This window comes from Wukongibacter baidiensis (genome assembly GCF_050888315.1).
In the GTDB taxonomy this organism is placed as follows: Bacteria; Bacillota; Clostridia; order Peptostreptococcales; family Caminicellaceae; genus Wukongibacter; species Wukongibacter baidiensis.
This window is the reverse complement of the sequence record NZ_CP138202.1, coordinates 2,819,975-2,833,982: the sequence shown is the minus strand read 5'-3', so window position 1 is coordinate 2,833,982 and position 14,008 is coordinate 2,819,975. Positions and strand designations below refer to the sequence as shown.

The 14,008-nt window shown below is 37.1% G+C and carries 6 protein-coding genes, 1 tRNA gene and 2 rRNA genes; all 9 read left to right on the top strand.

Going from position 1 to position 14,008, the window contains the following annotated elements; all coding sequences use genetic code 11:
• The first annotated feature begins 67 nt into the window (after window positions 1-67).
• The 9 genes from R9X47_RS12780 (at window position 68) to pulA (ending at window position 13,893) form a co-directional block, all read left to right on the top strand.
• Window positions 68-143 (top strand) — tRNA-Ala (locus tag R9X47_RS12780).
• A 147-nt stretch (window positions 144-290) separates the two neighbouring features.
• Window positions 291-3,213: ribosomal RNA gene (locus R9X47_RS12775) — 23S ribosomal RNA — on the top strand.
• Window positions 3,214-3,306: 93 nt separating this feature from the next.
• Window positions 3,307-3,423: ribosomal RNA gene (gene rrf / locus R9X47_RS12770) — 5S ribosomal RNA — on the top strand.
• 352 nt (window positions 3,424-3,775) lie between these two features.
• Window positions 3,776-5,686: a 1,4-alpha-glucan branching protein GlgB gene (glgB, locus tag R9X47_RS12765; RefSeq protein WP_432667267.1), complete on the top strand. Its 1,911-nt coding sequence runs from the start codon at window positions 3,776-3,778 to the stop codon at window positions 5,684-5,686.
• 65 nt (window positions 5,687-5,751) lie between these two features.
• A complete protein-coding gene (locus R9X47_RS12760) occupies window positions 5,752-6,876 on the top strand; it encodes a glucose-1-phosphate adenylyltransferase (RefSeq protein ID WP_432667266.1) in 1,125 nt (374 codons plus the stop codon).
• A gap of 37 nt (window positions 6,877-6,913) precedes the next feature.
• Window positions 6,914-8,032, top strand: a complete 1,119-nt coding sequence (gene glgD, locus R9X47_RS12755; RefSeq protein WP_432667265.1) for a glucose-1-phosphate adenylyltransferase subunit GlgD — start codon at window positions 6,914-6,916, stop codon at window positions 8,030-8,032.
• A gap of 18 nt (window positions 8,033-8,050) precedes the next feature.
• Window positions 8,051-9,487, top strand: coding sequence for a glycogen synthase GlgA (glgA, locus tag R9X47_RS12750; RefSeq protein WP_432667264.1), 1,437 nt, complete (start codon window positions 8,051-8,053; stop codon window positions 9,485-9,487).
• A gap of 27 nt (window positions 9,488-9,514) precedes the next feature.
• A complete protein-coding gene (locus tag R9X47_RS12745; protein ID WP_432667263.1) occupies window positions 9,515-11,956 on the top strand; it encodes a glycogen/starch/alpha-glucan phosphorylase in 2,442 nt (813 codons plus the stop codon).
• Between the two features lie 32 nt (window positions 11,957-11,988).
• A complete protein-coding gene (gene pulA, locus R9X47_RS12740) occupies window positions 11,989-13,893 on the top strand; it encodes a type I pullulanase (protein WP_432667262.1) in 1,905 nt (634 codons plus the stop codon).
• Window positions 13,894-14,008 lie beyond the last annotated feature (115 nt).

Sequence of the window (14,008 nt, the reverse complement as noted above, 5' to 3'; positions counted from 1 at the left end):
AGAAAACCTTACACTGTTTAGTTTTGAATGTCTAAGGACATTCAATTTAAATATACAACAAAATTATGGGGGCGTAGCTCAGTTGGGAGAGCACCTGCCTTGCAAGCAGGGGGTCAGGAGTTCAAATCTCCTCGTCTCCACCATGAATGTTTGAATGCTATTAAGTTAAAGCACTCAAACATAATTTTGTTCTTTGAAAACTGAACAATGGAGAGAAACAGAATTGCTATAAAAGCAATTTCACTGAGTTAATTTAACTTTTGTAAAAAGGTTTTATTGACTAATATAATGGTCAAGTTATTAAGGGCATAGGGTGAATGCCTTGGCACCAGGAGCCGACGAAGGACGTGGTAAGCTGCGATAAGTCTCGGGTAGCTGCAAGCAAGCTTTGATCCGGGAATTTCCGAATGGGGAAACCCATCTAAGTAAACCTTAGATACCTTCTGCTGAATACATAGGCAGTTGGAGGCAACCAGGGGAACTGAAACATCTAAGTACCCTGAGGAAGAGAAAGAAAAATCGATTCCCTCAGTAGCGGCGAGCGAAAGGGGAAGAGCCCAAACCTAGAGCTACGGCTTTAGGGGTTGTGGATAGAGCCATAAAGAGGAAGGTATTCTAACCGAAGAGGTCTGGAAAGGCCCACCGCAGAAGGTGAAAGTCCTGTAGGTGAAAGAAGAAGATCCTTGGCACTACTCCAGAGTACCACGAGGCACGTGAAACCTTGTGGGAAGCTGGGAGGACCACCTCCCAAGGCTAAATACTACCTGGTGACCGATAGAGGATAGTACCGTGAGGGAAAGGTGAAAAGAACCCCGGGAGGGGAGTGAAATAGAACCTGAAACCCTATGTCTACAAGCAGTGGAAGTTCTTTATATGAACGACCATGTACTTTTTGTAGAACGGGCCAACGAGTTACGGTATGCAGCAAGGTTAAGGACCTTTGGTCTGGAGCCGCAGCGAAAGCGAGTCTTAACTGGGCGAATTTAGTTGCATGCCGTAGACCCGAAACCGGGTGACCTATCCATGGGCAGGATGAAGCGAAAGTAAAATTTCGTGGAGGTCCGAACCGTTTAGCGTTGAAAAGCTATCGGATGACCTGTGGATAGCGGAGAAATTCCAATCGAACTCGGAGATAGCTGGTTCTCCCCGAAATAGCTTTAGGGCTAGCCTCAGATTTAGAGAAACGGAGGTAGAGCACTGAATGGCCTAGGGGGCTTCACCGCCTACCGAAGCCTATCAAACTCCGAATGCCGTATTCTTTTATCTGGGAGTCAGACTGCGGGTGATAAGATTCGTAGTCGAGAGGGAAACAGCCCAGACCATCAGCTAAGGTCCCTAAATACAGATTAAGTGGGAAAGGATGTGGAGCTGCTTAGACAACTAGGATGTTGGCTTAGAAGCAGCCACTCATTTAAAGAGTGCGTAATAGCTCACTAGTCGAGTGGCTCTGCGCCGAAAATTACCGGGGCTCAAATCTGTTACCGAAGCTATGGCTTGCCGTATGGCAGGGGTAGGGGAGCATTGTATATCGGCTGAAGCTGTACCGTAAGGAGCAGTGGACTTTATACAAGAGAGAATGTTGGCATAAGTAGCGAGAGGTAGGTGAGAATCCTACCCGCCGAAAACCTAAGGTTTCCTGAGGAAGGCTCGTCCGCTCAGGGTAAGTCGGGACCTAAGCCGAGGACGAAAGTCGTAGGCGATGGACAACAGGTGAAGATTCCTGTACCACCACTTTATCGTTTGAGGAATGGAGGGACGCAGGAGGATAGGCAAAGCCCACGGTTGGTTGAGTGGGTTCAAGCCCGTAGGGAGCAGAGATAGGCAAATCCGTCTTTGCAATCCTGAAAGGTGATGAGGAGCGAAAAATAAGTAGCGAACTTGCTGATTCCACACTGACAAGAAAAGCTTCTACCGAGATAAAAGGTGCCCGTACCGTAAACCGACACAGGTAGGTGAGGAGAGAATCCTAAGGCGAGCGAGATAACTACTGTTAAGGAACTCGGCAAAATGACCCCGTAACTTAGGGAGAAGGGGTGCCACGTTAGGGTGAATAGCCCGAGGTGGCCGCAGAGAATAGGCCCAAGCGACTGTTTAGCAAAAACACAGGTCTCTGCTAAATCGAAAGATGATGTATAGGGGCTGACGCCTGCCCGGTGCTGGAAGGTTAAGGGAAGTGGTTAGCGTATGCGAAGCTGTGAACCGAAGCCCCAGTAAACGGCGGCCGTAACTATAACGGTCCTAAGGTAGCGAAATTCCTTGTCGGGTAAGTTCCGACCCGCACGAAAGGCGTAACGATTTGGGCACTGTCTCAACAGTAGGCTCGGTGAAATTGTAGTACCGGTAAAGATGCCGGTTACCCGCAGCAGGACGGAAAGACCCCGTGGAGCTTTACTGTAGCTTGGCACTGGATTTTGGTATTGCATGTACAGGATAGGTGGGAGACTTAGAAGCATGGACGCCAGTTTGTGCGGAGTCGTTGTTGGGATACCACTCTTGTAATACTGAAGTTCTAACCAGAGACCGTGATCCGGTCTTGGGACACTGTCAGGTGGGCAGTTTGACTGGGGCGGTCGCCTCCCAAAAAGTAACGGAGGCGCCCAAAGGTTCCCTCAGCGCGGTTGGAAATCGCGCGAAGAGTGCAAAGGCAGAAGGGAGCTTGATTGCGAGACATACAGGTCGAGCAAGGACGAAAGTCGGGCTTAGTGATCCGGTGGTTCCGAGTGGAAGGGCCATCGCTCAACGGATAAAAGCTACCCCGGGGATAACAGGCTTATCTCCCCCAAGAGTCCACATCGACGGGGAGGTTTGGCACCTCGATGTCGGCTCGTCTCATCCTGGGGCTGTAGTAGGTCCCAAGGGTTGGGCTGTTCGCCCATTAAAGAGGCACGCGAGCTGGGTTCAGAACGTCGTGAGACAGTTCGGTCCCTATCCGCTGTGGGCGCAGGAAATTTGAGAGGAGCTGTCCTTAGTACGAGAGGACCGGGATGGACGTACCTCTGGTGCATCAGTTGTTCCGCCAGGAGCACCGCTGAGTAGCTATGTACGGAAGGGATAAGCGCTGAAGGCATCTAAGCGCGAAGCCCACCTTAAGATAAGATTTCCCATCCATTTATGGATTAAGACCCCAGAAAGACTATCTGGTTGATAGGCCTAAGGTGTAAGGGCAGTAATGTCTTTAGCTGATAGGTACTAATAGGTCGAGGACTTGACCATACTTTCCATTGTTCAGTTTTGAGAGAATAAAATCTTTTATTATCTCTAACTTAAAATTAAATTAATGATATTTATTCGCTTAAAAGCGAAAAATCTGGTGACAATAGCGAAGAGGATACACCTGTTCCCATATCGAACACAGAAGTTAAGCTCTTCAGCGCTGATGGTACTTGGCGGGCAGCCGCCTGGGAGAGTAAGTCGTTGCCAGTTTGTAATTAAAATCAGAAGAAAAAATTCTTCTGATTTTTTTATTTTTTGAAAAAAATATAAACGAAAACTTAAAAGACAATTTTTATGTTATTTAAATAACGTAAGAATTGTCTTATTCTATATATTTGAGCAAATTTCTAGGCTGATAAGGAAGACTTTATTAGGAAAATAAATTTTGTATAAAAATCAACAAAAAAAGTTGGAATATTTTCGTTTTTTTGCATATATATAGAGAAGTGAAAAATTTTAGAAATAGGATGAAACTTAATATATGGCAAATTCTTTAAAAATATGAGAACAGAGAAATGAATTAAGATTCTAAAACATTAAGATAAAAGGAGGCGCTTAAATCATGAAGGAAAAAATCATTGACTATTTGTCAGTGAGCTCTTTTGATATACATATATTTCATCAAGGAAACCACTGTAAAAGCTATAATTTTTTAGGTGCACACTTAATAGAGCATAAGGGTTTAAAGGGTGTGAGCTTTACCTTATGGGCACCTAATGCAAAGCAAGTAAATATTGTCGGTGATTTTAATAGTTGGATTGGTATAGACTATCCTATGAAAAAAGTAAGTGATTCGGGAATATGGAATATATTCATTTCTGATTTAGCAAAGGAGGAGCTATATAAATATGAGATTCATACTGAAGATGGCGATATCCTTTTAAAAGCGGACCCATACGCATATTATTCAGAAGTTAGACCGAATACTGCTTCTAGAGTGTTTTCACTAGATGAATATAAGTGGAACGATGATGAATGGATGCAAGAAAAGAAATCTATATACGAAGGACCAATTAATATATATGAATTACATTTGGGGTCCTGGAAAAGGAAAGAGAATGGAGACTTCTACAATTATAGGGAAATTGCAGATGAAGTTATCGGATATATTGTTGAAATGGGATATACCCATATAGAGATATTACCCATTACCGAACATCCCTTTGATGGATCATGGGGCTATCAAACAACGGGATACTACTCTGTTACAAGTAGATATGGTACTCCACATGATTTTATGCATTTTGTAGATAGATGCCATCAAAATCAAATAGGTGTAATTTTAGATTGGGTGCCAGGTCACTTTTGTAAGGATAGCCATGGACTATATAAATTTGATGGAGCTCCCCTTTATGAATACGATTCTCCAGAAATGGCAGAAAATCATGAATGGGGGACGGCAGTATTTGATTATGGAAAGAATGAGGTAGTGAGCTTTTTAATATCTAATGCTATATTTTGGCTTGATATCTGTCATATAGATGGATTAAGAGTAGACGCAGTATCCTATATGCTCTATTTAGACTATGGAAGAAAGGATAACTATTGGCAGCCAAACAAGTTTGGAGGAAGAGAGAATATTGAAGCAATAGAATTTTTAAAAAAATTGAATGAAGTAGTATTTAGTAATTTCCCTAATGTACTTATGATAGCAGAAGAAGCAACTGCATGGCCTCTTGTAACCACTCCTACTTATCTAGATGGCCTAGGGTTCAATTTTAAGTGGAATATGGGATGGATGAATGACATGTTAAGGTATATGGAAATGGACCATATTTACAGGAAGTGGCACCATGATTTAATAACATTTTCATTTACATATGCATTTTCAGAAAACTATATATTACCACTATCTCACGATGAGGTAGTCCATGGGAAAAAATCCCTAATAGATAAAATGCCAGGAAATTATTGGGAGAAATTTGCTAATTTGAGAACTTTCTATTCATATATGATTGCACATCCTGGTAAAAAGCTTTTATTCATGGGCGGTGAATTTGGGCAGTTCATAGAATGGGATTACAAAAAAAGTTTGGAATGGATGATGTTAGACTTTGATATGCATAAGAAGATGCAAAATTTCATTAAAGAATTGAATAGATTTTATAGGGAAGAAAAATCACTATATCAACTTGACAATGACCATAGTGGTTTTTCGTGGATAGATCATAACAATCATGAAGAAAGTGTAATTGCATTTATGAGAATGGGAAAAGAGAAAGAAGATTTTATAATAAGTATATGTAATTTTACACCTGTGCCTCGAGATAATTACAAAATAGGAGTTCCCTATCCAGGTGAATATGAAGAGGTTTTCAATAGTGATTTAGAAGAATTTGGCGGAGCTGGAATCAAAAATAGGGAATCTATAAAATCAGATAAAGTTAATTGGCATGGTAGGCCTTATTCTATTGACATTCAAATTCCGCCACTAGGAGTATTATTTATCAAAAAGAGGAAAAGTAATATCTAATCCTTATGGGGTTAGATTATTTTATTCAAAAAACTATAAACAAACATCTAAAGGGGGATCAACCTATGAGAAATCACAAAAAAGAGATCGTTGCTATGCTATTAGCAGGAGGGCAAGGATCAAGGTTAAAAAAATTAACTAGAAAATTAGCAAAACCCGCTGTACCTTTTGGAGGAAAATACAGAATAATAGATTTTACCTTAAGTAATTGCTCAAATTCAGATATTGATACTGTGGGAGTTTTAACTCAGTATCAACCGCAAGTATTAAACTCTCATATAGGAATCGGGAGTGCATGGGATTTGGATAGAAAGGATGGAGGAGTTACAATTTTACAACCCTACGTTGGACCAAAGGGTGGTAGATGGTATAAGGGTACTGCAAATGCAATATATGAAAATATGGATTTTATAGATAAGTATGATGCCGAGTATGTTTTGATCTTGTCCGGTGACCACATTTATAAAATGGATTACTCCTTATTACTTGAACGCCATAAAGAAAAATCAGCCGATGCTACAATTGCAGTCATAGAAGTTCCCTTTGATGAGGCCCATAGGTTTGGAATAATGAATATAGATGAAGATGAAAGAATATATGAATTTGATGAAAAGCCTGAAAATCCAAAGAGTAATCTGGCTTCAATGGGGGTCTACATATTTAATTGGAAGGCGCTTAAACAATATCTAATTGAGGATGAAGAGGATGAGAATTCTAGCAATGACTTTGGAAAAAATATCATTCCAAAGATGGTGGATAACGGATTAAATATATATGCATATGTATTTGACGGCTATTGGAAGGATGTAGGAACCGTTGAAAGTCTGTGGGAAGCTAATATGGACCTATTAAAGGAAAGTAATGAGCTAAACCTATATGACCGTAATTGGAAGATATATTCAAATGATCCAAATAGTCCACCACATTATATCAGTAATACTGGTAGTGTTAAATCCTCCCTACTAAATGAGGGATGTATTGTACACGGTGAAGTTGAAAATTCTGTATTATTTCCCGGAGTTTATGTGGGGAAGAATTCGAAGGTAATTGACTCTATAGTCATGCCTAATGCGAGGATCGAAGACAATGTATTAGTAAATAAGGCCATAGTTATGAGTGAGGTAGTAGTAGAACAGGAAAGTGAAATATTAAGTGGGAATGAAGAAGAAATAGTTGTGATAAATGAATGAAGAAAGAAACCGTTAAAATCACAAAGGGGGATAAAATATGAAGGATCTTATGGGAATAATTAATCTTAGTGAGAGTGAAGAGGCAATAAAGGAACTTACCTACAATAGACCGATTGCTACAATACCTATTGCGGGAAGAAATAGAGTCATAGACTTTACCTTGTCTAATATGGTTAATGCAGGTATACACAATGTAGCAATATTTACACAGGGGAAAAGCCGTTCTTTGATGGATCATATAGAAACAGGTAAGGACTGGGATTTAGATAGAAAAATAGATGGATTATTTGTACTCAATCCAGTAATAAATTTGCACAATTTAAGCTTTCGTAATGGTGATATAGAAAACTTTAAGAATCATATGGACTACATAGAGCATAGTAAACAGGATTATGTTCTCTTAGCAAGGAGTTATATGGTATGCAATGTCAATTATGCTGATGTTTTTAAGTATCACAAGGAAACTGGAGCAGACATTACGATTATGTATAAGAAGATGGAAAATAATTATCAAAAGTTTTTAAATTGCGATACCCTAAACTTAGATGAAAATGATAGGGTTTTAAACCTAGGAAGGAATACTGGAAGCACAAGATTCTACAATATGTCTATGGAAACATATATCATGAAGAAGGAATTGCTATTAGAGATAATTAACGATAGCATAGCCACTGGGAGTAGTCAATATTTAAAGCAAGCAATACTTCAAAGTATCAGTAAATTAAATGTAAATGCCTATCCCTTCGATGGATATTTGTCCTGTGTTAATTCTATACAGAACTACTACAAAACCAATATGGAATTGCTAGATATAGAGGTTTCAAGAGAACTATTTCATGAGAATGGTTTAATTTATACAAAGGTTAAAAATGAACCTCCAACAAAGTATGCACATGGAGCAAGGGTTACAAACTCCCTTGTAGCAAATGGATGCATTATCGAAGGTATCGTTGAAAATAGTGTTATTGGGAGGGGCGTAAAAGTTGAGAAGGGTGCTGTTATTAAAGACAGTATAATTATGCGTAAAAGTACTATTGAATCAGGCGCCTATCTAAAGGATGTAATACTCGATAAATATGTTCACATAACCAAGGGTAAGGTTCTTAGTGGAGATAAAAAGAGCCCCTTTGTAGTAAAGAAAAATATGAAATTATAGAACCTTGGAGGGATAAAAATGCGAAAAATACTATATGCTACCTTTGAAACAGTTCCATTTATAAAGAGTGGGGGACTTGCGGATGTAGCATTTTCTTTACCAAAGGAACTAAGGCACTTAGGAACAGATGTTAGGGTAGTGCTTCCTAAATATTCACAAATTCCGGAGAGATTTAGGAAAAAAATGACCTTTTTAAAAAGCTTTGAAGTTAAGATTGGCTGGAGAAATCAGTACTGCGGTATAGAATATCTAGAATATGATGGGATACCATTTTATTTCATAGATAACGAGTATTATTTCAAAAGAGATTGTGGATATAATGCACATTATGATGATGGAGAAAGATATTCTTTCTTTTGTCGAGCTGTCCTAGAGATGATAGCCAATCTAGACTTTAAACCAGATATTATACATTGTAATGATTGGCATACGGGAATGATAAGTCCGTTGTTGAAGGGACAATATAGAAATAAGTCTCAGTATTCTAAGATAAAAACTATCTTTACTATACATAATTTAAAATATCAAGGAGTATTCCCAAGAGAAATATTAGGAGAGTTATTAGACCTTGATATGGAATATTTTCATTCAGATGCTCTTGAATTCTTTGGTGGGATTAGCTTTCTAAAAGGTGGAATAAAATACTCCGATATAGTTACTACCGTTAGCCAGACCTACGCAGATGAAATACAATATAAATATTTTGGGGAAAATCTCGATGGACTCATAAGAACCAGAAAAAGTGATTTGTATGGAATTGTAAATGGGATAGATTATGATTTATATAATCCTGACAAGGATAAACACATTTTTCTAGAGTACAATAGCGATTCTTTGCAAAAAAAATTAGAAAATAAAGTTGGGCTTCAAAGGATTTTAAATCTTCCTGAGCGAAAAGATGTCCCCTTAATAGGAATGGTTACTAGGTTGGCCCACATGAAGGGACTAGACTTAGTATTACATATACTAGATGAATTGCTTGAGGAAGATATACAAATGGTCGTTCTAGGGACTGGAGAACCCTATTTTGAATCTAAACTAAAGGAATATCAAGATAGATATCCAGGAAAAGTTTCAACTCAAATTCTATTTGACGAATCCCTAGCCCATAAAATTTACGCAGCATCTGACATGTTTGTTATGCCTTCTAAATTTGAACCTTGTGGACTAAGTCAACTAATTGCCCTTAGATATGGAGCCATTCCCATTGTAAGGGAAACTGGAGGCTTAAAGGATACCGTTACATCCTATAATAAATATACAGGTGAGGGCAATGGATTTAGCTTCGCTAATTATAATGCCCATGAAATGCTATATACAATCAAAAGGGCACTTAGTTTTTATAAAGATAAAGAGCGATGGAATGGAATAGTATCTAATGCTATGAAGGGTGATTACAGTTGGAGAAAATCAGCTGAGATTTATAAAGTGTTATATGAGAAATTAGACTCATGATGCTTTACTAAGAAGGGGGTTGATTTTATGAAGCTAACCAAGGAGAAGTTTAAAACGGATTTTATAAAGAAGTTAGAATCTGAAAGGGCAAATAGGATTGAAGAAGCTTCTGACTGGGATAAGTATTATGCCTTAGCTAGTTTAATAAGAGACTATATATACGAAAACTGGGTGGAAACAAATAAAAAATATGTAAAGGACAAGGAAAAACAAGTTTACTATTTTTCTATGGAATTCCTAATAGGTAAACTGCTCATAAGCAATCTCATAAACCTAGGAATAAAGGAAATTTGTGAAGAGGGACTGAGAGAGCTAGGCATAGACCTAGGTAAAATTGAAGAAGTCGAAAAGGATCCAGGTCTGGGAAATGGAGGACTGGGAAGACTAGCAGCTTGCTTTCTAGATTCAATGGCTTCTATCGATATACCCGGGCATGGATGTGGAATAAGGTATAAATACGGTCTTTTTGAACAGAAAATAATCGATGGATATCAGGTAGAATTTCCAGATAAGTGGCTCCAAAATGAGATTTTGTGGGAAATTAGGAGAAGTAGTAAAGCTGTAGAAGTAAAATTTGGTGGAGAAATAAGGGTATTAAAGGAAAATGACAGCCTAAAATTTATCCATGAAAACTATGAGTCGATACTTGCAGTTCCATATGATACACCTATAGTTGGATATAAAAATAATACTGTAAATACCTTAAGATTATGGAGTGCAGAGCTTCAAAAGCAAGAATTTGATTACAGCACATTTAGCAGAGGAGAGTACTTAAAGGCATTTGAAAAAAAACACTCCATTGAATCTATTTCTCAAGTTTTATATCCCAATGATTCCTTTGATGAAGGTAGGATATTAAGACTTAAGCAAGAGTATTTTCTAGTTTCTGCCGGAATACAAAGTATAATTAGAACATTTAAAAAGCTTGGGAAATCAATAGAAGACTTGGATGAATATGTTGCAATTCATATTAATGATACCCATCCTGCACTTGCAATACCGGAACTGATGAGAATATTGATGGATGAAGAATGCCTTGGATGGGATAAGGCATGGAGGATAACTACTGGTACAATATCCTATACAAACCACACTATTATGGCAGAAGCATCAGAAAAATGGAATATAGATATGTTTAAAGCCCTACTTCCACGTATATTTATGATAATAAATGAAATAAATGAAAGATTTTGTAAAGGATTATGGGATACAAAATATACTGGGGAGCTTAAAAGTATAGAGCGGATGGCAATCATTGCAAATGGACAAATAAAGATGGCTCACTTAGCAATAGTAGGAAGCCATAGTGTAAATGGGGTAGCGAAACTACACACTGAGATATTAAAAAAACAAGAGTTTAGAGACTTTTATAGTATATATCCAAAGAAGTTTAATAATAAGACCAATGGAATTACCCATAGAAGATGGCTTCTAAAATGTAATCCTGAATTGGCGAATCTAATTAGCGAATCTATTGGAGAAACATGGATAAAAAACCCAACAAGATTAAGACGATTACTGAAGCTTAGAGAGGATGTTTCATTTAGAGAGGACATATATAAAATAAAACAAAATAATAAGTATAAGCTTACAAATATGATTAGGGAAAAAAGTATGATAAATGTAGACCCTAATTCAATATTTAGTATTCAAGCAAAACGAATCCATGAATATAAAAGACAAAAATTAAATGTTTTACATATTATGTATTTATATAATAAACTTATTGAAAATCCAGATCTCGATATAGTTCCAAGGACATTTATATTTGCAGGAAAGGCTGCACCTGGATACTATATAGCCAAACAGACAATAAAACTAATTAATAGTTTAGCTGACAAAGTAAATAATGATAAGAGAATCAAAGATAAATTGAAGGTTGTATTCATGGAAAACTATGGAGTAGCTTTGGCGGAATATATAATACCAGCAGCAAACGTAAGTGAGCAATTATCAACTACAACAAAAGAGGCGTCAGGGACTGGTAATATGAAATTTATGATGAATGGAGCAGTTACTGTAGCAACCCTTGACGGTGCCAATGTTGAAATAAAAAATGCTGTTGGTGATGAAAATATAGTAATCTTTGGCCTAAAAGAAAGAGAAATATTTGAATTATATAGTAGTGGAACATATAATTCCATAGATTTATATAATAAAGATATAAGGCTTAAGACAGTACTTGATCAGTTGTTAAATGAATTTTTTCCCGTAAGGTATGAAGAATTTTTAATCATATATGATTCACTTCTTAAACATAATGATGAATACTTTGTCCTAAAGGACTTTGATTCCTATGTGAAGGCACACGAAAAAATAGATAGACTATATAGGAACAAATCGAAATGGGCTGAGATGTCTATTGTTAATATTGGCTGCTCAGGAATATTTTCCAGTGATAGAACAATACATGAATATACTTCAGAAATATGGGATATGAGTTTATTTCCTGATCTAAGGAAAAAATAATTTTGTTAAGCTTTTAAGGAGTGCAGTAAGAATTGGGTAATGATTTGAATGAATGGAAGGAACTTTTCTATAATGGCCAAGATTTAGGAGCAAATTACAACAAGGAATATACAGTATTTAAAGTATGGGCACCTACTAGAGAAGATATAAAGGTTGTAATTTATGATGATTATAAAGACAGTTGTGGGAAAATATTTCCTATGATTAAGGGCGATAAAGGCGTATGGGAGCTAAAACTAGAAGGGGATTACAAAAATAAATATTACAACTACATCGTAATAGTAGATGGAATGGAAGTCGAAACACCGGACCCCTATACAAAGGCTGCGACTGCAAATGGAGTAAAGGGAATGGTTGTAGATTTGAGCACAACTAATCCTAAAGGATGGGAAAGTCATCAAAAGCCTATAATCATTAAGGCGAGCGAGGCCGTCATTTATGAAATGCATGTAAAGGATTTTTCAATTGATGAGGATTCCGGCATGAAAAATAAAGGGAAATACTTAGCATTTACAGAGAAGGGGTCTAAGTCAAAATGTGGAATATCAACTGGACTAGATCACCTAAAGAATCTAGGGATTACCCATATTCATCTATTACCGGTTTTCGATTTTGCCAGTGTAGATGAAACAGATGAAGTTCAGTACAATTGGGGATATGATCCATACTTATATAATGTACCAGAAGGATCATATTCTACAAATCCATATGATGGGTCAATTAGAATTAAAGAATTTAAAGAGATGATAAAAGCATTACACGAAAATGGTTTGAGTGTAATTATGGATGTTGTATATAATCACACCTTTAGTATGAGGAAGAATCCCTTTGAAATATTGGAACCTAAATACTATTATCGAACAGATACAAATGGAAGATATACAAATGGTTCCGGGTGTGGAAACGAAACTGCATCTGAAAGATCTATGATGAGGAAATTTATAGTTGACTCAGTAAAGTTTTGGGCCACAGAATACAAAATAGATGGATTTCGATTCGATCTAATAGCTCTTCATGATATAGAGACAATAAAGGAAGTATTGAGGGAACTCAAGAAAATTAATCCGAGAATTTTAGTCTATGGAGAACCATGGACTGGAGGAGATACACCACTTCCCTACGATATGCAGTTTAGAAAGGGAAAACAAAGAGGAATGGACATATCTGTATTCAATGACGACTTCAGAAATTCTTTAAAGGGAGACAATGATGGAACCTATACAGGATTTGTGAATGGAAGATGGGGACTAGAGTGGGAGATTAAAAAAGGTATTGTTGGAAGTATACAATATGGTATGGGATTGTACGGATTTGCCGAACATCCTATAGAGACTATAAATTATGTAAGCTCACACGACAACTTAACCCTATTTGACAAAATTGAAAAAAGCAACTCAGAAGCCACAGATAAAGAACGAGAAAGAATGAATAGATTAGCACTGTCTATTATACTTACTTCTCAGGGTATACCATTTATTCAAGGAGGAACAGAATTTTTAAGGACGAAAAAAGGTAACCATAATAGTTATAATGCAGGTGACGAAATAAATAAGATATGTTGGAGTAGAAAGCATAAATATAATAAGACCTTTGAATATATAAAGGGATTAATTGCTATTAGAAAAGGCCAGAGGGTTATGACTCTAGATAAAGCTGAGGATGTAAGGAATAGTATACAATTTCTAGGTTCTCCTGAAAATAGTGTTGCATATCTTTTAAATTCTCCATATGAAGAAGACCATGATCATATATTAATTATTCATAATGCTAATAGAAACGATGTTAAAGTAGGTCTACCTTTAAAGGGAGAGTGGAAGGTAATTGCTAATGAATTTGAAGCAAACCATAAAGGAGTAACACATGGAATCAAGGTCTTTAGAAACGAAGTGAGTGTTCCATCTATATCAACTTATATATTGTATAAAAATATAACTTAACCCGGATTATCCATGAAAAATTCAAAATTCTGCTACGTCCTTTTGATTCTAAGCCCTCCATCAAATTCTCGACGTACCGTTTGGGTATGCCTTCAAACTTGATGAAAGTCTTAGA